At 47.3% G+C, this 23642-nt stretch carries 10 protein-coding genes and 3 pseudogenes; 8 read left to right on the top strand and 5 right to left on the bottom strand.

The window, feature by feature from the left end:
* Positions 1–431: 431 nt before the first annotated feature.
* From KW548_20750 to KW548_20735, 4 genes and pseudogenes are all read right to left on the bottom strand, one after another.
* Positions 432–4481, bottom strand: a pseudogene (locus KW548_20750) (alpha/beta fold hydrolase).
* A gap of 939 nt (positions 4482–5420) precedes the next feature.
* Positions 5421–11271 (bottom strand): annotated as a pseudogene (rtxA, locus tag KW548_20745) (MARTX multifunctional-autoprocessing repeats-in-toxin holotoxin RtxA).
* Positions 11272–11293: 22 nt separating this feature from the next.
* On the bottom strand, positions 11294–11755 hold the full coding sequence (gene rtxC / locus KW548_20740; GenBank protein QXX08105.1) for an RTX toxin-activating lysine-acyltransferase RtxC: 462 nt from the start codon (positions 11753–11755) through the stop codon (positions 11294–11296).
* A 25-nt stretch (positions 11756–11780) separates the two neighbouring features.
* Positions 11781–12140 (bottom strand): peptide chain release factor 1, encoded by a 360-nt coding sequence (locus tag KW548_20735; GenBank protein ID QXX08104.1) that lies wholly within the window; start codon positions 12138–12140, stop codon positions 11781–11783.
* Between the two features lie 438 nt (positions 12141–12578).
* Between KW548_20735 and rtxB the strand changes: the two are divergent.
* The 5 genes and pseudogenes from rtxB to KW548_20710 all read left to right on the top strand — a co-directional run bounded on the left by rtxB (position 12579) and on the right by KW548_20710 (position 19326).
* Positions 12579–14683 (top strand): annotated as a pseudogene (rtxB, locus tag KW548_20730) (RTX toxin T1SS ABC transporter subunit RtxB).
* Entirely contained in the window at positions 14638–16041 is a 1404-nt protein-coding gene (locus KW548_20725) for an HlyD family type I secretion periplasmic adaptor subunit (GenBank protein QXX08103.1), read from the top strand. The pseudogene rtxB and the gene KW548_20725 overlap by 46 nt, the downstream one beginning before the upstream one ends.
* Positions 16042–16043: 2 nt before the next feature.
* A complete protein-coding gene (locus tag KW548_20720; protein ID QXX08102.1) occupies positions 16044–18212 on the top strand; it encodes a type I secretion system permease/ATPase in 2169 nt (722 codons plus the stop codon).
* A gap of 551 nt (positions 18213–18763) precedes the next feature.
* The gene (locus KW548_20715) at positions 18764–19009 is read left to right on the top strand and encodes a type II toxin-antitoxin system CcdA family antitoxin (GenBank protein QXX08101.1); all 246 of its coding nucleotides are present in this window, start codon (positions 18764–18766) and stop codon (positions 19007–19009) included.
* The gene (locus KW548_20710) at positions 19009–19326 is read left to right on the top strand and encodes a CcdB family protein (protein QXX08100.1); all 318 of its coding nucleotides are present in this window, start codon (positions 19009–19011) and stop codon (positions 19324–19326) included. The genes KW548_20715 and KW548_20710 overlap by 1 nt, the downstream gene beginning before the upstream one ends.
* A 31-nt stretch (positions 19327–19357) precedes the next feature.
* Here the strand turns inward: KW548_20710 and KW548_20705 are convergent, their stop codons facing one another.
* The gene (locus KW548_20705) at positions 19358–19702 is read right to left on the bottom strand and encodes a DUF805 domain-containing protein (protein QXX08099.1); all 345 of its coding nucleotides are present in this window, start codon (positions 19700–19702) and stop codon (positions 19358–19360) included.
* A 968-nt stretch (positions 19703–20670) separates the two neighbouring features.
* Between KW548_20705 and KW548_20700 the strand changes: the two genes are divergently transcribed.
* Genes KW548_20700 through KW548_20690 form a run of 3 tightly spaced genes read left to right on the top strand, consistent with a single transcriptional unit; the run spans position 20671 to position 23632 of the window.
* Positions 20671–21921 (top strand): aspartate aminotransferase family protein, encoded by a 1251-nt coding sequence (locus tag KW548_20700; GenBank protein ID QXX09440.1) that lies wholly within the window; start codon positions 20671–20673, stop codon positions 21919–21921.
* Positions 21918–22994 (top strand): alcohol dehydrogenase catalytic domain-containing protein, encoded by a 1077-nt coding sequence (locus KW548_20695; protein QXX09439.1) that lies wholly within the window; start codon positions 21918–21920, stop codon positions 22992–22994. Before KW548_20700 ends, KW548_20695 begins: the two co-directional genes overlap by 4 nt.
* Positions 22991–23632, top strand: a complete 642-nt coding sequence (locus tag KW548_20690; protein QXX09438.1) for an HAD-IA family hydrolase — start codon at positions 22991–22993, stop codon at positions 23630–23632. The genes KW548_20695 and KW548_20690 overlap by 4 nt, the downstream gene beginning before the upstream one ends.
* Positions 23633–23642 lie beyond the last annotated feature (10 nt).

The raw sequence follows: 23642 nt of genomic DNA, 5'->3' as shown, positions 1-23642 counted from the left end.
TCAATCGCGACCATAAAGATACGCGCTGCAAGCTCTGGTCTTGTTTGCGCAATGGCATCAATATCCACTTGGGCCACTTGCATCTTACCGATAAACAAGGCACTGGTGATCTGCTCTTTCAACTGCGTTAGCGCTTGATTACGCCCCGACGTTGGGTGTTCAGCTATGTAGGCATTGACCTTCTTATTCAGCTCAAAGCTCGCGACGATTTGATCACGGCTTACCGTCTGATGAACAAGATCAAGTTGATCGAGAATACCTTGATAGGATGCACCAATCGGCTTAGCGAAGACGTTTGCTCTCTCTTTCAGTTCTTGCCTAGTAAAGATCTGCGATACATCGACCGCTACTATGGCCTTGTTACCTGACACATCATCTGGATTACCAAGCGCCACCAGTGTCTCATCCTGAGCGTCGAGACGACCACCCGATAACTTTTTAAGTAATTGATCTCTCTTGTTTAGAAATTCATGAGACAGTTTACGCTTGGTCGTAAATAAGGGCTCATCTAAGCCATGATTCCACTTATCATTAAAGGAAGCGCGAAAACTTGCATTGATCGTCACCTGCTGGAAATTAGAAAACTCCTGTGGATTTCGGATGACCACTGCACCCTGTTCATTGACATTAAAATAGGTTTGGATCGAGCCCTTGCCTTCTCCTAAGCCATCTTCGGCGAATAAGCTTTTCGGAACGAAGAAAGTAGCAGGGAAGTTATCCGCCATAACGGCATAAGGATTTGCGTCATCTGCACCATGATGAACCATCTCGAGACCATTAGTTCGACCTAAATCAACATTAATCCGATCCTTAAGCTCTTTTAAGCGGCCGCTCACATTACCAAGGCTTGCTCCATCTTTCTTGTTGTAGAGCTCTTCATTGCTATAGAGCTCTTTGTATTTAGGCGTTAAGTCTTCATACGTAACAGAGTCTTTCCACTGCTGCCATGTTAATGGCTGTTTTACCTTATCCTGTGGACCGAGGTCTCCATAGGAATACATCACAGTAAGCAAATCATAATCTGCGGTCATCGGCTGCTTTGAGACCGGATCACCAATGACTTTAAACGGCGCCAATTCCCCATTTGTGATGTAATGAACCTGCCATAGCTCATTGCCGTCTACCGTCACCCTATTTAGGAAGAAAGGAACGCTTTGGTCACCATTGGTCGCCGTTGTTTTATACATACCGCTCTGGTCATCCAGCTCCAGAGGGGTGAGTGAGTGATATTTGGAGACCAGCTCTTCTACCCTAACTTGATTGAGGTACAAGTCGGCACTTACCGCATTACCAGATTGAATAGATTGCTCTGCATGACGGTTAAACGTTTCAAGATCTCTTCTTGCTGATGCTTTTGCAAATGATTGATCTACGGGGATAAAGCCTGACATTGGCCCCCAATCAGAACTTTTGGCTTTAACGAAGAGACCTTTACTGCTGTACATCTTAGATGCAATCAGAGATTTAGATTTCTCGTCAACAGGACGCACACCAATAATCACATTTTCACGCTCTGCAATATCTGCTAGTACTTTTTGATCCACCTCTGGCATGCCAAGTTCAACCGTTTCAGGCTGCGAAATTGGTTTTAGGATAAGATCTCGGGATTCGTAGTTCTTGCCGTGTGGTTCTAGGTTTAACTTTGCCTCATTATGTTTGATGTGTTGTGTATTCAACAAATCAGACACAATTTGTCCCGTATATTGGCTCATTAAACGATTGCTTGCTTCATGGCCGTAAAAAGTTTGCTCACCAGTGACATTGAATCCTGAATTCGAGAGTTTAACTCGCAGTTTCTCGCCTTCTTCACCCAAACCTTCGTTGTCCGTGAGTAGCAGAATTGGTGTCTCTTGAGGCAAACCTTTTAGGTTCTTCTCCACCGAGAATTGGCCGTTAACTGCTTTCGCAATCGTACCCACAATACCAGCAGGGTTCGCCACTTCATGAGCGGTGATGGCTTTGGTCATACTTGGCATAGGTCGATCAAGCAATAAGCCCGACACCGCTTGGCCATTTTGCGCAGCATAACGTGCTAAATCAGCGGCAATTGGACCGCCCATTGAGTAGCCGTGCAGGATGATGTTACTTGGGTCAATACCCTTGTCATTCACTAAGTAGTTGAACATGGTGCGAGCGTCTTGGTACAAGCCTTTTTCGCTTGGTCCGCCATCGCTTTCACCATAGCCACGCAGGTTGACTGCGAGCATGTCGATACCTTGTTTCTGGTAGTGGCTGCGAATCGCACTCGCTTGCTCTTCAGCAGACGAGCCAGAACCATGCAGGAACAACGCGACTTTGCCGCTTGTCGTGCTCGTTTCATCGTCGCTTGAGGCCGTTCCCTGATGGTAATACCCCGTTAGACGGCCCGCTTCCCCTTTCAGGGTGACTTTCTGCGACTCACCCTTTTCTACCGCATGATCAAGTAGGGTTTGCGTGATGTCGCCAATCTTACGACGCGCGTCTTTCTCACCGTATAATTCATTGTTGAGGAATCGAGTCAGCGGGCTAAGAGATGCTTTATCGCGCGGCGGCGTACCATCATTTTCAATCGCCACCTTGTCTTTATGCTTCTCACTGCCTGACAAGGCATCAAGGTCATCATTGACTTGATGACTTTGCTTCTTCGCGGCAATCTCAAGCTGAGCTTCCTGCAGTGCCTGACCAAAGTTGAAAAGCTCTGTCGGCGTCCAAACACCAAACTTAGGTCGCCATGTGTGACCGATAAGTTTGTCAGCCCCACCCGCTTTTAACACTTTTGCGACTGTACTTGAGCAGTTTTTGGTCAACAACTGATAGCGAGCATCTGGATCGTGACTTAAACGATTCCACTCTGCTTGCATCGCCGCCACATCCAAGCCTTCTAGGTTGATGCGGAACACTCGACCTTCATCAGCTTGGCTAGCTTTAAAGGCTTCGATTTCTTCCAGCGCTCTCTCAGCAAACAGACGAACCACGTTGTCGATGCGTTTTGCCACAAGGGCTGGATCACCACTCGCTTGAGCTTGTTTCTGTAGCTCTTGAGCAAAACGGTTTGCTACGTCCATCATGTCGTAGCTGGTGTCATTCCATTGATCGACGAATGGCTGGAAAACATGCGCTGGAATGCCTGTCGATACAAGCATATCCGGATTGCCCAGTAGCACACTCGCATAACCTTCAGAGGCATCTTTGTAGGCTGCGTCAATACCTTTCGCGGCGTTGAGCTTTTCGATAAAGCGTTTCAGCTTAGTTTCGCCATCGTTCAAGCCAAAGCCATCGTTTTCTTCCGATGCCATATCATGCTCAAGCGTATCATTTTGATGCGCCGGTTGACTGAAGTCGCTCCAGCGTAGTTTGAGATCTGGCTGATATTCTGTCGCCACGTTGAAGATATTGCGGATATTGGATGACTTGCTACCGAGTGGCCACCAACTGACGTAATTTTGTTTGTTGAAGTCGGCCGCGGCTTGAGCGTAGATCTGCGTGCGCCCTTGGCCAATTTGCAATGCGGCGTGACCCAACGCGCTGTGATCACTCGGCTTCCAAATGTACATGGTTGCGCTCACTGGTGACATATGCTGTTCAAGCGCTTGGTGTACTCTGTTTAACCCAGTGATATCAATGCCTTTGCCATCTTTGGCAAGTTCATTGGCAGAAAGCCCAGCGAAGATCGTATCGGCGATGGCTTGACCATATTCATGACTTACGGATGCTTTTACTTTTTCAAGTACAGCATCGCTACCACCTAGCTGATCGATCTTGGCAAGATTGCCTTTACCCTTAGTGACGAAATCGCCATTTCCATCCAGATACAGATGTTTACTCTGTTTTAAGTGGGCATTGTCAAGCTGATCATATAGACGGCTAAAACTATCGTGCGCTTTGATGCTTTGTTCAGAGACCGCCAGAACAGAGACTTCTTCTAAACGTGAATTAACCTGATTTAACAGTGAGTTCATCGCTTCAAGACGACCAGAATCTGGATGGCCCAGAGCATAACCTTCAATCTTTTTACGTAAGTTGACCAGCTGCTCCACTGACTCAAGTTCATAGTCTGCGTGTTCAGCTGTACTCGCATGATACTCAGCCAAAGCATCGATCACTTTTTGGTAGCTTTCACCACGCACTTTACCGCTTACATGAGCAGCATCAAGTAGTTCAGTTACCGACATCAACTCTGAGTTGGTGTTGTACGTCCAAGCACCGTCTTCTTTCTGAGCCAAAATTCGCGTGCGGCCATCGTGATGCGAGAGCACCTTGTTGTCCACTAAGAAAAGCTCATCTGGCATCTGCTCGAAATTGTCGAAGTTTGCTAGAATGAAGCGCTCAATGGCTTTTTGTTGAGCGGCATCTTCAGGATTATCCAGAAGGATGGTCTTGCTCTTATCATCGGAACCCGGCCATGAGCGGACTTCGAAACCTTCATCGCCTTCTTGCACCAAGAGATTACGCTCGGTACGAAGTGAGTAAAAGGGCAGAGATTCACGCAACATGCTGTCGATGGCGCTGAGTTTAACGTCCAATTCAACTAGCGTGTCAGCTCTATAATCATCAGGGTTGTCTGCCAATAGTTCCGCTTGTCGTGCGCTGCTCAACGCATCAAAACGGACTTTGACACCTACGCCTGCATCGGTAAGTCGGCGTCCAATCTCGTCTGCTGGTAGATCCTTGTACTCGGATACTGGCTTATCAAGCAGTCGAATTTCACCAACCAAACCTTCACGCTGCAATTGGCGCAGTGCAGGTAGCTCAACATGCCAAAAATAGTTACCAAGACGTACACCACCTTCTGCGATGACATACACATCATGTTGTGCACCCGTCGCATAGACTGAACTCCAAAACCCCGTATTGCTAAACGTTGCTGCATCAATTGACGATTTCAATTGATTTTGCTCGGCGTTATCTGGGTCAAGGAACAGGCCGCCCCAACGCATTAAATGCTTATTCAGGTCGATTGCAAATGCGTTGCCTTTAACATCAATGTCGTACACGACCTTTTTGCCATCAGTCTGGGCATTGTCGAGAACGTCTCGGTATTGCTTGAAGTTTTTACCAGACCAGAAGGAAACAATGCTTTTCTCTGCGTGTGGCGTTTCAAAACTATAACCATAGCTCTCAAGCTTAGTGAGAAACTCAACGCGTTTGTCCCAGTCATAATCGAGCGTCGATTCAACAAACAAAGTGGCTAATGCTTGCGCTTGATCTTTCGGTACTTGATTGTCGGTGTGTTCGATGTAACCGCTCATAGATTGAATCATGCGCTGCTTGACTTCATCAGAGACATCAGCATCGACGCGTTCAAAGCCAGGGACTGGTACATACTTGTCCGTCGCCACGTCATTATCAGTGTCTAGCCAACGATAGAGATTCGCCACTTTTTCTGCGCGAGCAGCTACAAGCGATTCAGCAGAGTCATGCGAAGCTTCACCAAGCCCTACTAAATTCACCCCAGAAATGCGAACCTCTTTTCGAACCACATCCTGAGACGCAGTAGTGTCTACCACAATGCTGTCAGCGTTTGCTTCCATGAACATTGAGGTGATGGTGCTACCACTGTTCTTACTGCGAATACCTGCGTTAATTTGCAGACGATTCACGGCGTTTGTCGCCCCTTCCAACGCTTCCAGCTCTTGCTCGGTCAAGCCATCACTGAATCGACCATCAGCGTTTGTTTGACTGTCGGTGTTAACATGACTGCCCGTTTCACCAGCCCCTTCCACGCGATGAGCGTTACCCGAAAGGCCGCTGCCAGCCACGCCTTGACGGTCTGGACGATCGCCTTCGTTTTGCTTCGCCCCTTGCGCATCATTCTGTGCTTGGTTAGCTTTGTTTTCGGCATTCATCGCATCACGATCACCACGCGATTGCGCGTCGTTTGCGGCGCTGTGTGCGTCAGATTCGGCCTGTTTCGCGTCGTGACTTTTCGCCACAGCATCGGCTTTGCGTGTTTCTGCATCAGCTTTAGCTTCGGCGATGTCTTGCTCTGCACCTGCTCGATTTTGCTCACCTTTTGCGACACCCGCTTCAGACTTGGCAATAGAATCTTTAACTTTGCTGTTATTGTCAGATTGCGTCTGCTTCGCCGCCGCCATCTTGTCACTAGCTAGCTGCTTGGCATCGTCGATCTGGCTTTGAACGCCATCGAGCAAACCGCCGGCAAAATCGTTGCGCCATTGTTCGCCTGACTTACCAGTATGCGTGGCTTGGCCATCAAGTACATCGAGACCTTGCGCCAGTGTTGTCAACTCAGCGGTCACGGCTTCCGATTCTTCTTTCACTGCATCACGTTGAGCCTGGCCGTTATTTTCTATGGCTTGTTGGTCGGTCGACTCCAATTGACTTTGTGAACCCGCGACAGCATCAAGCTGTTTCTGCTTTTCTTGTTCAAGGCGCTGACGATCCGCTTCTGCGCGCTCTTTATCTGATAGGGCATTCTGCGACGCTTGATTTTGTTTCGCGTGCTCACTCACTGCGTTGGCTTGTGGCGACGATTCCGATTTCGCCACGACATTATCTAAGATATAGCCCAGCCCATCATTGTGGCCTGTGCCTTTGAATTCGATTCGGTTACTGCCAGCATGTGCGGTCAGTTTTAAGGTTTTTTGCTGCCAAGCAGAGGCATCACCAGACGATGAGAAGACGACTTCACCGTTCCAAAGCACTTCAATGCCTTCGTTATTCGATAGACCTGCACGTTTTGCAAAATCAAAGCTCACTGCAATGACTTCACCTTCTGTAAGATCGGTCAAATCTTGATAAAGACTGGTATTGGTGTGGGTATCAAGCTCAGTGACTCGTGTGCCATGGCCTTCTCCATTCACGCCATACACGCTACCCGAGTAAGAAGCTTCAACACCGTGTGTCGATTGCCAACCACGATCGCCTTGTTCAAAATCACCATTCACAATCAGATTCGGAGCGTGATCAGAAGCGCCGTCAATGTTGAGGTCATTGTCCATCTCGTTGAGATCTGGGGTATCCACCTTAGTGACACTGCCTGTTAGGCTATCACCCAAGTCCGAGCCCACTTCTTCAATGGCATCCATTTGGAAACCATCCAGCTTGGTGATTTCAGGTGTTGCAATCGCACCACGACCTTTTTGCGTGCCGGATGTCGAGGCTTCATCACCTTGAACCAAGTAGTTAATGGCCTGGCTGCCACCGACACCCAATAGTGTTTGTTTGACGTTATCAAACAGTGCCGAGAGTTTGTTGCTGCTGGTGTTGCTCGATGCAACCGCTAAGCTGTAAAAATCGCCGTTACCGACTTTAATTGCCACGTTGTTTCGTGCGTAAGAGGCATTGATGTTGAGACCGTCACCGATGTGAATATTGGCGTTGGCTTTGCCTTTCATTACGGCAACATTAAGGCCATCCCCCACTTTCGTGTTGATATTGTATTTGCCCCAAGCCACGTTAACAGAAACACCATTGCCCACTTTGGTGTTGATGTTTGCGTCACCGTAGGCAGCCGTCACACTCAAACCATTACCGACCGTGGTGGTGATATTGGCTTTGCCTTTCGCAGCAGTCACCTGCATACCATCACCCACTTTGGTCACGACGTTGCCTTTGCTCCAAAGGGCGTTGAAGCTATCACCATCGCCCACTTGGGTAACAATGTTGGCCTCACCTTTTGCCAGTACCACGTTGCGGCCATCGCCCACTTTAGTAATGACGTTTGCTTTACCCCAAGCTCCGGTGTAGTCGTCGCCATTGCCCACATGAGTAATGATGTTGGCTTTACCTTGCACCACGGAGACTTCTTGGCCATCCCCCACTTTGGTGAGGATGTTGGCTTCACCTTTGGCAAAGTTGTAGCGATCACCGTCGCCCACTTGGGTAAACACGTTAGCTTGCCCCCAAGCGACATTGATGCCCAAACCATCGCCGACCTTGGTCACGATATTGGCCTTGCCTTTGGCAATACCTATGGTCGTGCCATCTCCGACATGGGTCATCACGTTGCCGATATCAGATATCAACAAACCCACTGTGGTGCCTTCGCCCACTTTGGTGAGTATATTACCTTTACCAGCCAATACCGCTGCGGTTGTTGCATCACCAACATGAGTCACGACGTTCGCTTTTGCTGCTGCCACCACGCCCATGAAATCATCACCCACTTTGGTGACAATATTGGCTTCGCCCAGTGCTAACACGCCCGTGAGACCATCGCCAACATGCGTCATGATGTTGGCTTTGCCAAACATCGCCGCCAAGGTTGTACCGTTACCGACTTTCGTCATCACATTCATTTCACCGGCGAACAATCCTAAACTGGTTCCATCGCCGACATGCGTGTAGATGTTCGCTTTACCGACCATCAGCGCCGCTGTCAGATCATTACCGACTTTGGTCATGACGTTGGCTTGACCAATCATCGCAGCAAACGTGCTGCCATTGCCGATGTGAGTAAAGATATTGGCGTTCCCAACCATTGCAGCGAGTGTGGTGCCGTTGCCCACTTTGGTCGCAACGTTGCCTTTGGCAAGCATCAGCGCCACTGACATGCCATCACCAATGTGCGTGAAGACGTTAGCTTCTGCCACCATTAATGCCAACGCATCACCGTTGCCTACTTTGGTAAAGACGTTACCTAGGCCACCCATCAGTGCCCAAGCATTCCCCTCGCCCACATGGGTGAAAATATTGCCCGCACCAATCATAGCCGCAATAGACGTTCCATCGCCCACTTTGGTGAAAATGTTGCCTGCCGCCCCCATCACACCAAGAGTTTGACCATCACCAACGTGCGTCAGAACGTTGCCAACCCCAAGCATAATGCCTGTCGTGTCGCCATTACCCACTTTGGTGAGGATGTTCGCACCACCCACCATCACACCGGTTGTTGAGCCATCACCGACATGAGTCAGTACGTTTGCGCCCCCCCATCACAGCAAGGGTATCCCCTTTACCTTTTTTGGTCAGAATGTTGGCACCGCCTAGGGCTACCGCGGTGGTGTTTGAGGCTTGTTCATCTCCACTAATGTGAGTCATCACGTTCGCACCGCCCAACATGCCTGCGGTGAGTTCACCTTCACCCACTTTGGTTAGTACGTTCGCCCCACCCGCAAGCACGGATGTTACCTCACCGTTACCGACTTGCGTCATCACATTGAAGCCGCCCGCCGCTAACCACAAACCGTGGCCAGAACCGATTTGGGTATGGGTGTTATAACCACCCAGCATCGCGACTCGGCTGTTGCCAATCCCTTTGTGCACAGAGATATTGCCGTACGCCAGCAAATGCGCAAGGTATTGACCATCGCCGATACGAACCAATACGTTGACCGCACCACCTGCATAAACATCCATCTTGCCTTGCTTGCTTTGATGTACCAACACGTTCGCCAAACCCGCACCTCGGAAGGTGAGATCCCCTTCCTCGCCACTTTTGACGATCACGTTTGCCGCACCACCACCGTTGAATTCGGTATTGCCGAACTGCGAACTGTGTAAGATGACGTTAGCGATACCACCACCATTAAAGTAAACATTGCCGCGCGTCACATTGGACTTGATGACGTTACCACCACCCGCACCACTGAAATGCACATCACCAGAGCTTTCACCGCTATCGGTCGCTGGCTTAAACAAGGTTTGATCGGTGTATTCGTCGATATCTGCAACAGTTTCACTCATGCTTCTTATCGCGTTAACGCTGTAGTTCAGAGCGCTGAGTGAGTAACCGCCTTTACCCATTGAGTGGTATCCGTTCGCAGACGAAATATCTTCGTTCGCTAAGTTTGCGGTATGATCACCTTCTTTGTACCAAGAGCGAGCTTGATACTTAAGCACACCTGTCTCGGCGTCGTTGGCCAGTTCAACCACCACAATTTTGGTGTATGGCCCAAGTACTTTGGCGTAAACATAAGTGTTTGGTTTTCGGTTTGATTTAATCGCTTGAACATCGACTTTCGTCCCATCGGTCGAGATAGCGTGACCGCCCATTTTCGCATCTGACAATACCACATCTTTTGCATCAATCAGTGCACCATTGGCGTAGGTCACCCACTCATATTCAGTCAGGTCTTTCTCCATCGCATGAACGGTTAACGATTGCTGATGTTCAACGGCAATATTAGAAAGGGTGTAACCACCATTGATTGGGTTGACTTCAAAACCACCGGCAGAAGACACATCGGAGCGAGCAAGACCAGATAAATGATTCCCTTGCTTGTACCAAGCTTCAGAATAGTATTTGAGTTTACCCGTTTTTGGATCGTTAGAGAGACGAACTTTGTTGATTTTAGTGTAAGTACCATCTGCGATAGCAAAAAGATAAGTATTTGGCTCTCGCTCTGATTTTACAGCGGTCACCGTATGAGTGCCGCTACCAATCCATGAACCATGCATTTTCGCCGTGGTGAGAACGATGTCTTCCGCTTTGGCATATTCCATACCCTGAGCATCAAAGCTACTGCCACTGCCTTTCCGTGTAATGGTGTTATAAGCACCACCACCAGAGAAATGGATATCACCATGTGCAACATCGGAATAAAGACTATTGTAGCCACCGACACCTTCAAAGAGAATGTTACCGTGTGTTTGTTGGTAGACATCTTCCGCTTGGCGCGTACGCTCAATACGGTTTGATGCGCCCGCACCTTGCAAGGTAATGTCACCTACTTTACCTTTACGGACTAAATGGTTATCAGCACCTGCACCACGGAAAGTGATGTTTCCGGTTTCAACGCGAGAACTAATGCTGTTTGCAGCGCCAGCGCCATCAAAGGACACATCCCCTCGAGAGCCTTGATATTGGTCAAACCAAGTACGGTCCAATTTATTGCCCGCCCCTGCACCAGCAAAAGAGAGGTTACCGTGGTTGGTTTCATGCCAAAGGGCATTGTAGCCACCAGCGCCTTTAAAGGTGACGTTGCCGCTCAGGCCTTTACGTTTAACGCTATTGTAAGCCGCGGCACCACCATAACTGACATCACCGTGATGACCCAAATGGTCAATCGATACACCGCCAGCAGCTCCAGCGAATGAAACATTACCATCGCCACTTTTGTTAATATCTGCATATCCTGCAGCGCCTTTTACAGAAAGGTGCCCAGTGGAGTCCTCCACTCTTAGATATGCCGAACCACCTACGACTGTATCGTTGCCGCTGCCGGTATGAACCGTTGCACCAATCGATCCGACGGTGACGTGATCATCACCACCGTAGGCATGGATTTCTCCACCAAACCCAATAGCAACAATATCGTTGTTACCATTATCGGCGGAATAGTTCCCTGTGAAGAAGTATTCAACACTTCTCCAAAATGGTTTTCCCATAAGCCAAACTCTTGTTTAGGAGTTAAATAGAAAACCACTGTACCTTTCTGATACAGCGGTCATTTTGAGCATCCACTTTGCCGCGGACAGTGCAGACTTTCTGCCCCTTCCACGGTAAAAATACACGGCGACGAAGATCGTTAACGACTTCACGACCATGCCCGAATGGAGCAATCATCTCTGGAATGTAGATATGCTGGCCAGAACGCCAGTCGGATGGAGATATTTCGCGCACTCCAGATAACAGCTCATCTCGGATCTGCTCAGAGACAAACGCCCAATTACAAAATGCAATTGGGCGTCCATGCTCATCTTCGTAGTAGCAAAACTGGTTTAGCTCAAAGGCAGGCATAATACGCTGTTGCCACTCTGCAACCACATATCGTCGATGAAGAGGCGAGTGCTGACTCAGCAGCATGACACCACCTATCATCTGCTGGATTTGAGCTAATGTGAGATTTGCTGGTTGATGTTTAATAGACATCTGCCCTATATCAACCGATATGCTGTTATTTCTTTGCTCGGGAAGTGCGTTTTTTCGGAGCGGCTTTCTCTTCCACGAGAGGTTCCGCTGGTGATTCTTCCGCCTGGTTTACCTCAGCATCACCTGCTGGCAGAAAACCGGCTGCCACTAGCTTGTCAAATTCAGCTTCCATTCTTGGATCTTCTAACATGTTCTTAATCATCGAGACCATGTACATAAATCCAGAGGCAGGCATATGGACAACTTGCTTAAGTTCAAGATCATTATCGCTTTCAGCCATTACGCCATTCGCCATATTGTTTTGATCCTGACCTACGAAATAAAGAGAAAAAACACCTTTATTGTAGTTAACACTAGATACTGTTTGAACAAACTTCTCAGTCATAAATTTCCCCGATTTATTTTAATAGACGCAGTAAAAGCCCCTCATCCTTAAATGAGATGGCTTTCAGTCTGAAAGCTAAATTAAAAGGCAAAATATAAAAATTCAGCCATAGATAATTATTGTAATGTTATTTTGTGCCGAAATATTACATCGGAAAACATGGGCCATCAATAGACTTAAATAAACTAAATTAGAGTAAAAACTCTTTTCTTTTTTGTCCATTATTCACTCAATACCATATCAATGTAACAATCACATCAGTTACTCAATAATGAGACACTCATCATTATTACAAATTGAATTAGTACAATAAATAGACAATACCAGCCTATTGGCGGGTAAACCATCCACAAATGGTGATTGATCGTGTTAACAAGCGGTGATAGGATTCAGCTCCTTTCAAGACGCTGAAAATAACATCGGCTAAGTAATTTAATTATGTCAAATAATGAAGGGTTGACGCTGATATGCATCCACTTTTATTTAAGTATCATCAGCGGCAATAGAGAACTATTAAAAGAAAATGCTAATTTAATAAATGCTAAAAATTACAAAGAAGAACTAAAAAAAATACAAAAAGAAAACGACGTAAGAATAACTAAAAAACATTTACCATTTAAAAGCATAGACAAAATTAAAACCCCTGCTATTTTATTTGATTCACAAGACACACCATTTATTTTAGCAAAATCTAATAAAGACAAATGTTTAATACAAAGGCCTAATAAAGAAAATCCGGATATAGTTTCATATCAAGAACTGAATTCAGCTTGGAACAAAAAGTCTCTCGAAGTAAAACAAGCGCAATCACGATTTGACATCACTTGGTTCATCCCCGAATTTCTGCAGCATAAACGAGTCTTGAGTGAGATCCTGTTGTTCTCTTTTGTCCTGCAGATCCTCGCCCTGATTTCTCCTCTTTTTTCCAAGTGGTGATGGACAAAGTATTGGTTCACCAAGCATGGTCAACGCTGGATGTGTTGGTATTTGGCCTCGTCGTTACCGGTGTGCTCGAAGTGGTCCTTCGCGGTTTACGTGAATATCAATATGCCCACACCGCCAATCGGATTGATATACAACTCGGGCTAAAGTTGGTGAAGCATCTGTTTGGCCTACCATTGATGTTTTTCAAATCTCGCCAAGTTGGCGCCATTGTGACACGCGTACGGGAGCTCGACACCGTACGTGAGTTTTTGACTGGCTCCATGTTTACACTTACGGTCGAAGTGCTGTTTATGTTCGTCTTCCTATTTGTCATGAGCGTACTTTCCGGGCCCCTCACTTGGCTTTTCATCGCCACCATACCCTGTTACGCCCTTCTTGCTTGGTGGCTAACACCACGAATGCAGGCTGCGGTTGAAAAACAGTTTTCACATGCCGCCGCTAATACATCCTTTCTGACCGAAACCGTCGCCGGTAGTGAAACGTTGAAAAGTTTGGCGGTTGAACCGCGATTTATACGCCGCTGGGATGAACAAACCGAAAAAATGGTTTCAACGGGTTACGATGTTCAACAACTCAATAACCGCTCCAATCACGCTGTTCAGTTACTGCAAAAAATCACGAGTGTCGCCATTTTATGGCTGGGAGCGACCGAAGTTCTCTCTCTTGAAATGACGATTGGTCAATTGATCGCTTTCAATATGATGACCAACCACATCGCACAACCTCTAGCGCGCCTGGTCGACTTGTGGGGGCAATTTATTCAAACTCGTGTCGCCGTAGAAAAACTGGCGGATATGCTCAACCTGCCAGTAGAACAACACACTGGCAGTGACCAAGTTACACTGCAAGGCGCGGTCTCTTTTAACAATATCACCTTTCGCTACCAGCCAGATATTCCCCCCACCATCAACAACTTGTCGCTGGACATTCGAGCAGGGGAAACCTTAGGCGTCGTCGGCACCTCTGGTTCAGGGAAAAGTACTTTAGCCCGCTTATTGTTGCGACTTTATAGCCCAGAACAAGGCACCATCACGATTGATGGCATCCCACTCAATCACCTCCACATTCAACACTTGAGACAGCAAGTGGGGGTGGTACTACAGGACAATTTCTTATTCAACAAAAGCGTAAGTGACAACATCGCCCAATCTAAACCCGATGCCCGCTTAGAAGACATTATTGAAGCGGCAAAGCTCTCTGGCGCACATGAATTTATCCTCAGATTACCGTTGGGCTACGACACCGTTCTAGCCGAAGGCGGACAATCGCTATCTGGAGGCCAAAGACAACGACTTGCCATTGCACGAACACTGTTGTCAGATCCAACGGTCTTGATTCTGGATGAAGCCACCAGTGCTTTAGACGATGAATCACAGGCGTTAATTCAGTCCAACATGGCCAACATCGCCCAAGGACGCACCGTGATCACCATCGCGCATCGCTTATCGACCGTTCGGGATTGTGATCGCATCATTGTGCTTCACCAAGGCGCGATTGTTGAGCAAGGCTCGCATCAACAACTGCTAACCCACGGCAAACAATACAAACAGTTATGGCAGCTTCAGCAAGAGCTCAAACAAGAGGACACCACGGCATGACCCATATCATCAAGCGTTTCTTGGCTATAGGTCAGCCTCGTCAAAGTCTCGGACACCATTATGAGTTTTTGCCTGCGCATCTTGCTTTAGCGCAAAAGCCACCGTCACCCTTTGCACGGCTAACGGCCATCACATTAAGCCTCGGTGTACTCGCTACATTGCTTTGGGCCTATTGGGGGAAATTGGATGTACAAGCCACCGCCACAGGTCGGTTTGTCGTCTCGGGGCGCTCTCAGGTTATCCAAGCTTATGAACAAAGCCGCGTCATGAACATCCATGTCAGAGATGGTCAGCGCGTCGAAAAAGGGTCGCCACTCTTGACCTTAGATACGCTTGGGGTGAATCAAGACATCATGCGTTTGCTCACTCAATCGGAATTTCAAACCAATGAACTGATTCGTTACCGCACTTTGATCAACGAGCAACCTCTGATTGAGGCCCCGATGTTCAAAGCCTTGCCAGCACAACAACAAGCACTGATCAGAGAAAACTATCTCAGCGAGAAACGAGAATTTGAGGCCACTTTGGCCAGCATTCACGCAGAAATGAAGGTCAACCTTACCTCTCAAGCAGCGCGACAAAGCGATATCAATGCGCTCATTCAGCTCACCGACAACATCAGTCAACGTCTTGAGGCGCGTAAAAGGCTCAATCAAGTCAAGGTGATTGGCCATGTCGAGTATCTGGAGCAAGAAAAAGAGCTGCTGGAAGTACAGCGTCAAGTCGCTCAGCAACAAGCACAACTGCAAATACTACAATCTCAGTATGAGAGCCTAGAAGAGCGCCAAACCAGCTTCAAAGCGCAGAAACAACGCGAGTGGCTTGAAAAGCGCCGCCAAGCTAAATTACAACTGGCTTCGTTAAATCAAGAACTGTCTAAAGTGCGTGAGCGCGAGCAGTTGGAACTCATTCGCTCTCCTGTCGATGGCACAGTGCAACAACTCAGCGTCTATACTCTTGGGGCGGTGCTACAACCTGCGCAAAATTTGATGATTATAGTGCCGGACAACAGCGTGCAGATTGCAGAAGTACAGATTCTCAACAAAGACGTGGGGTTTGTCTATCCAGGTCAATCCGTCACCGTCAAAGTGGACGCCTTTCCCTATACCCGCTACGGCACCATAGAGGCGGAACTGCTGAGCATATCTCGAGATTCCACCACCGACGAACAGCAGGGGCTGGTTTTTCCGGCTCAAGTACAACTCAAGAAAAACAATATTGTTATTGATGGGCAAACCGTTGAGCTCACCCCAGGCATGTCTGTGGTTGCTGAGATAAAAACCGATAAGCGACGAGTGATCGACTACCTACTCAGCCCCATTAGAGAATATCAAGCTGAAGCGCTGAGAGAGCGATAGCGATGACCGTCACTTTATCTGCCCACGACAATAGCAACGCCACAGAGCACGATCGACCGCAAGCAAATCCACGTAATAACTGGGGTGTTGAGGCGGTGGTTTATGCAGGCCAACAATTCCACAAGCAATACTCCAGCTCACAGCTTAAGCATGCGTTAGGTTTAAATCATGCCCACCTAAGTGACATGGAGATGAGAGAAGCTGCCGACTATCTGGGCCTCAAAAGCCAAATCACAACGCTGCGCCCACCCGCGCTCGACACACTCCCTCTCCCTGCGCTTATCGAAGATGACCATGGCTGGAAGGTCATGACTCAGATCAGCGAGGGGGCATGCTCGCTTTATGACCCTCAAACACAACAGTTGCAAACGCAACCTATTGCGACAACCCGCTCTCAGGGTAAACATAAAGTCATGCTGCTTGCCGATGAGCAGTTAAGCAGCAAAGAGGTAAAGTTTGGCTTAAGCTGGTTTGCCCCATCGATTCTTCGGCAAAAAAGCCAACTGCGTGATGTGTTTTTTTACGCCATCGCACTACAGGTGTTTGCCCTCGTTAGCCCAATGTTGTTTGAGAATGTCATTGATAAGGTGCTGGTTGGACGCAGCTTATCCAGCTTGCACGTGCTGGCTCTTGCCATGTTGGCCTTGGCCATTGCCGAACCAGCATACAGTTATTTACGAAATACAGTGTTTGGCCACCTTGCTAGCCAAGTCAACGCGGAGCTTTCAGGCCGGCTATATCGTCACTTAGTCGGTTTGCCATTGACCTATTTCAAGCAACGTCAAACCGGACAGATCATTGCTCGAGTACGTGAAATGGCACAAATCCGCCAGTTTCTGACAGGGTCGACATTGATGCTGTTACTCGATCTGATTTTTGTCACCGTGTTCCTCGCCGTGATGTTTCATTACGCCAGCACGCTCACTTGGTTGGTGATTGGCTCGTTGGTGGTTTACTTTGTGCTGTGGCTAATCGCGGGGCCGCTGATCCGCAAAAAAGTCGAATCTGAATATGAGTCCGACGCCAATACCACCACATTTTTGACCGAGGCCATCTCTGGCATTGAAACCATCAAGACCACAGCGACAGAACACCGCTTTCTCGACCAGTGGAAACGTATTCTTAGCCAACAATTAAACCGAAGCTTTGACGCGCAAAAATCCGGTCTGGTTGCAGGGCAAGCGATCGCTCTGGTGCAGAAGCTCACCGCGGCATTACTGCTTTGGTGGGGCGTGAACGCAGTGCTCAAGGGGGAAATTACACCCGGTCAATTAGTGGCCTTCAACATGCTCGCTGGCCATGTCACGCAGCCGGTCTTGAGACTGGCGCAAATTTGGCAAGATTTTCAGCATACGCTCATCGCGTTAAGACGCGTGGGCGATATTCTCGATGAACCCAGAGAGAACAGTAAACAAGGTTTAGCCTCAGTGCCCGAGCTTGAGGGCGGCATTGAATTTAGTAACATTCGTTTTCGTTATCACGAGGATGCACCAGAAGTGCTCGCCAATTTGTCCCTCAAGATTAAGCCTGGGCAATTTATTGGCGTTACAGGCCCTTCAGGTTCAGGAAAAAGCACGCTTACGCGTTTACTACAGCGCTTATACGTTCCTCAACATGGACAAGTGTTGGTCGATGGGATGGATCTAGCGATTGCCGACCCGGTTTCTCTGCGTCGCAACATGAGCGTGGTATTGCAAGAAAGCATCCTCTTTTCCGGCAGCGTGGCGGACAACATTCGTTTGTGTCAACCGCAAGCCAGCGACGAAGAAGTTCGCCATGCCGCACAACTAGCGGGGGCGTTAGAGTTTATTGAAGGGCTGCCTCACGGTTTTAACCAGCCTGTGGGCGAGAAAGGTGCCTCCCTGTCTGGTGGCCAACGGCAGCGCATTGCTTTAGCAAGAGCCCTATTGGTGGACCCGAGGATCTTATTGCTCGACGAAGCGACGTCTGCACTCGACTATCACTCTGAAGCCGCCATCATGAGCAATATGGATGACATTTGCCGCGGGCGAACCGTGATCAGCATTGCCCATCGACTTAACACCATTCGTCATGCCGATAACATTCTTGTGCTCGATAAAGGCAAAGTGACCGAAAGCGGCACACACGATGAATTGATTGCCCAGCAAGGCTTATACGCAAAACTTTGGCAACAGCAAGTGGGAGAATAGCCACTTGCTGAGACACTTACCTCGGTGAGGCCACACTGGCTCGTTGATAGCCAATCAACGCGAGGTGAGAGTTTGCTCTTGCTTAAGCGTCTTAACGATGCCGTCTCGCTGACTATCGCTCAATGGAAACCAACGGTTGTTCTGGATCTGCGGTTCATAAAAGTCAACGGTTTCAGCGCATAGGCCGATTAACTGGTTAAAAATCAGAATTTTTTAACCGTGTGTCTAGAAAAGGATGGGGGTTAGACAAGGCCGTCCCAGAAAACAGCTTCTATTGTTTAAGGTTGGGGATCATTCAGGGATCATACAGTGGGATCATACAGGACACACACCGAATGGGAGCATTCAGGACACACACCGAAAGGACTCAATAATTTGACCGAAGCATCACAACGAACTTCAGGGTGAAGTGAATCATCGATCTTTCTCTTTACATGTGTGTGTCCAATATTTTTCAAGCCTGTCATTAGAACGGGAGTCCAATTATCTTGTTATATGCTTGTGTTGCACCTATAGTTTATGCGCACATACAATACGCATAGGTTGCTATCATGAGAAACGCACATAGTAAGCAAGCACCAAAGAAAGCGACAAACTTAAGCTTAAACAGTGAGTTACTTGCTGAGGCTAAACGCTTAAATATAAACCTTTCGGCAACAATGGAAAAGGCACTTGAGAAAGAAGTGAATCAGCGCCTGAAAGCTGAATGGTTAGAGCAAAATGCTGATGCCATTAATGCTTGCAACGAGCTAACTGAAAACCACGGACTATTTTCTGATTCTTACCGAGTATTCTAATGCCACAATTTTCGCTGTACAAAAACAACGATAAAAGCACTTCAACCGCATACCCATACTTTGTTGACGTTCAAAGTGAATTGCTTGATACATTGAATACTCGATTAGTTATTCCGCTTACACCTACTGCGTTGTTAGAGAAAAAAGCGCCCAGTCATCTATGCCCCGTAATCAATATCGATGAAGGTGACTTCGTAATTCTGACTCATCAAATGGCAAGTGTACCAACCAAAATTCTAAGAGAACCTGTAAATGATCTAAGCACTTTTAGAGACGAGATCATCTCTGCTATCGACTTTTTGATTACTGGCATATAACAGGCAGTCTCGTTTTTCTGCGTGTTAGGTTTTATACTGATACTTTAGGGTTAGCACCGTACTCATTAGCGTCATTGCTGTCTTGCGTTAAAAAGACAATAAGAACTATCACACCAATAAGTGGAATTAAAGCAATTAACTGCCACCAACCACTACGCCCTGTATCATGAAGCCTTCTAGTCGCAATACTGATAGCTGGGATAAGCAGCGCTAATGAAAATATTATTGAAAATAATTCTTTACCAATTATCAAATCAATAACGACCAACCCGACATAAAAAAGCATATAAAAAAGAGTAAACATCCAATACTCCTTTCTTCTAGCTCGACCAGTAAAATCTGCATATTTTTTCAATGCTCCTATAAAATAATCCATTTGGATTCTCCTTGTAGTTGATAAAACTCTAGAACCTAACATTCTTAATAACAGGCAGTCTCGTTTTTTTGCCTGCCTGATTTACTATCAGCCTATTATAAGTGACTAAAAATTAATGTAAATATGTCAAAATATATATTCTGCCATCATATAAAAACGAGCATGCGATTTATCTTAGCAAGAATAGCACTCATCCTTTGGCTAATAATAACTTATAAAATATTCTCTCTGCTAAACGAGACTAGACTGTCAGAAAAACAAGCCTTTTTCATACTCAAACCGAATTCAACCCCAATAAACTGTATAAGTGAACAACAAAAAGGCTTAGAGAGAAGTTTTTATATATAGAGGGATCTACCGTGCCTCGACAGGAACCCAAACGGCTTTGTTGACTAATTGGTGGATGTGGTACTCAAAAAGATTATATTTCTTTAATTAGCGACTCTGCTACGTGTTTGAAAGGGATAAAGCAGGTATCAAAATCATGGGGTTAAGAAGACATTCAGAAGAAGACATTCAGTACACACACCGAGAGGACTTACCCTCAATGTGATTGAGACAACCTATCTTTCTCTTCACTGGCGTGTGTTCCCTCACATATTTTTCAGACGACAGATCACCTCATTCAAACACCACCTACGCCCCAGCCATCCCCCTCAATATTTTGTTCCTCATCCTCACCACAGTATAAGTTAGGATGATGTGCACATGGTTTCACATTATAAAATCAAATGCATAGTTAGGTGCACGTTTAACATGAAGTCGATTACCTAATTATTACTATCTAAATGTTTTTATGATGGGTGATTTTTCATCATTACTTGAGCGTTATTCGACCCGGATAACTCTTAAAACATTCATGATATTGCCTGAGTATAAAATAGTGAAAGATTCACTTTCTTAGACCCGGCTAAAACGACAACAAAAGATAGGGATATCCGTTTATATTCTCTTGCTGGAAATTTAAAATGACTGGATTTAACGAAGACATTGCCAGATTCAGAGGTAATGGGCCATATTTATACATTAATGATAAAACCCTTATTGATGCAGCCTCAGGAACATTTAATCTTCCTCTAGGCTACACTAATAAACGTTTAGCTGAAAAACTAAAACAACAAATCGACCGTTGTACACATTTAAGCTCTGCATTTACTAAACCTCTCTCTGAGCAAATATTATTAAAGTTACGCAAACACTTGCCTGCTGGCGTTGATCGTATGTGGCTGCGTGATGTTTCTGGTTCCGGTGCGGTTGAAGGGGCTATTCGTATGGCCCAGAAAAAAACAAAACGTTCTGGGGTTATTTCGCTATTTAAATCGCATCATGGACAATCTCTGGCTACGGCCAGAATATCCGGTAATGCGTTCCGCTTGGAGGAATTTACCGCCAACATTGATGGTTCTTTCAAAATTCCCGTTCCTCAGAGTGATCTGGTGGAGGAGTCGAAAACACAAAGCGCAGAAATTAACTATTTCAGTCAACTGGAGGACTTCATTAATTTTGGCTCCAGTGGAAATATTGCCTGCATGATCATAGAACCTATTCTGGGCAATGGCGGAAATATTGTCTTACCTGCCGAGTTTTACAGACAGGTTAGAAAAATATGTAGCCAATACGGCATTGTTGTTATCGCCGATGAGGTTCAGACAGGCTTTGGCCGTACAGGAAGTTTCTTTGCAAGTACAGGCTACGCCAAAGAGTTAGATCCAGACATTATCGTATTTGCCAAAGGAGCAGGCGGCATAGGTATTCCAATTGGTGGCATTCTGATGAAGCAGGCTTTGGATGTGCTAGAGCCCTACGAGCATTCAAGCACCTCAGGCGCCAATCCTCTGTCTCTGGTTGCTTTGCACGAGACCATTGAGATCATTGAAGACGAGCACCTGCTGCTGCAGGTTCAGCAAAACGAGCGCTACCTGAAAGAAGGGTTACTCGGCTTGCAGCAAAAATATGCCTCAATCAGCGGGGTCCGGGGCGTGGGGTACATGTTTGGCTTCGATGTGCCTTCGCCAGAGATCGCACGGATGGTCATCGATATCGCTTATTCGAATGGGCTGGTTATCCGCGGTTCGCGCTATGGCAAAGGACGGGCGATTAAGGTCAGGCCTCCATTGATTTGCACCCGAGACCACCTGACTGAAGTGATCCGCAAACTGGATGTAACTTTCGCCCAGTTGGCCTGTGAACTCGAAATGATGGACGAGGTGACCGCATGAAAGCATTAAAATTCAATACCGTGTGGGATGTCATCAACACTCAGGTAGAGCCTTTACAGTGTAAAGAAGGGGATGATGTGGTTGTCGCTGTTGAGGTCTGCGGCCTGTGTGGCACAGATGTCGGTATCATCTCCGGTGATTACCCTGTTGCGGTTCCGGGTACAACCCTTGGCCACGAATCAACAGGAACGGTGCTCCGTGTCGGTGAAGAGGTTTCAGCATTCAAGCCTGGTGATCGTGTAGTGATCAACCCAACCTATTCCTGTGGCAAATGTCGTATGTGCAAGACCGGAAATGAGAACCACTGTGAGCGTAAAGCTGGTACGGAAGCAGGGGTATCCTATGACGGAACTTTTGCCGAACAGTACTTGGCTAAAGCCAGCTCTCTTCTGCATCTCGACGACCATGTCAGCTTCGAAGCCGGTGCACTGACTGAGCCTCTGAGCTGCACACTGACTGGTGTCGACAAACTGAATATTACCCATCCGAACATTCGCGCCTGTGTCATTGGTGCAGGCACCATGGGAATGCTCTATCTGTGGTCTCTGCACTTGCGTGGCATAAGCCCGTTCCTCGTTGAAAAAAATGAACATCGTTATCAGTTTGCGCTCGACGTACTGCCGCCGTCTGTGCGGATATACCAAGACTTTACACAGGCAATGCGTGAAGAGTATGGAAATGACCAAGAGACACTGGATCTTTGTGTTGATACTACCGGTTACCTTACTGAAACCGTCTTCTCTCGCCTTGCTCCTGGCGGCAAAATCATGAATGTGGCGCTCAAGGAATCCAGTGCCCAGCTCGATATTCTGAAAATCGCCGATAAAAGCCTATCAGTCATCGGCTCCATCGATTCACTCAACAACAGTTTTGAGCGGGCCTACCAAATCATTCGTGACGGCTTGATCCCGGCAGAACAGCTCATCAGCCACCGCTTCGAGTTCGAGGAATTTGAGCAGGCATTTGCCATGGTGGGCTGCAACATCGGCAAGAAGCAGCTTGAACCTATTCAGGAACCAAACTGTAAGGTACTGCTGCGCATCCCTTCCCGTAAAGAGGAAGTCCACGCATGAATCACTCCGTAATAATATTCGATATCGATGGTGTGATCGTCGACAGCGAACAGTTGCACTTTGATTTGCTAAAAAACCTGTTACCCCATCAAACAGAAGGCGTGAAGGCGGAGGACCTTATTGGCCTGAGCCTGACTGAAACACTGGAACAACTAGGCGTCGGGAACGAGCAGCAGCCCGCCCTGATAAAGACCATTGTCCAGACCTACAAGATGGAAATAGGCCCTGCCTACCTGCGCAAGGAGGCAAAGCCTATCATTCATGCACTGCTTGAGAACCGCATCCCGGTGGGTTTTGTTTCAACCGCACCTCGTGATGTATGCCTTGCTAACCTCTCAGCGCTTGGATTACCGGCTGAGTCTTCTGTTCCTCTGATTTCAGGAGATGAAGTGGCGAAGACCAAGCCCCATCCAGATCCGTATCTGGCCATGCTGGAGATGCTTAACGCCAAAGCGAGTCAGGCTATCGTTATCGAGGACACAGATCTAGGTATCCAGGCTGCCGTTCAGGCGGGGATCCCTAGGGTATATGGCTGGCCCCACGCCCTGTCCAGTAACGAAACCTACCATCAGGCTTCAAAGGTTATCGGGACTCTGAGTGAGGTGGAAGAGTTCCGGCAGTTGCTGGTATGCGATTGAGTTAACCGAG

Source organism: Vibrio neptunius, assembly GCA_019339365.1.
Taxonomy (GTDB): Bacteria; Pseudomonadota; Gammaproteobacteria; order Enterobacterales; family Vibrionaceae; genus Vibrio; species Vibrio neptunius.
The sequence above is the reverse complement of the archived record's forward strand: the minus strand, read 5'-3'. Positions and strand labels throughout refer to the sequence as shown.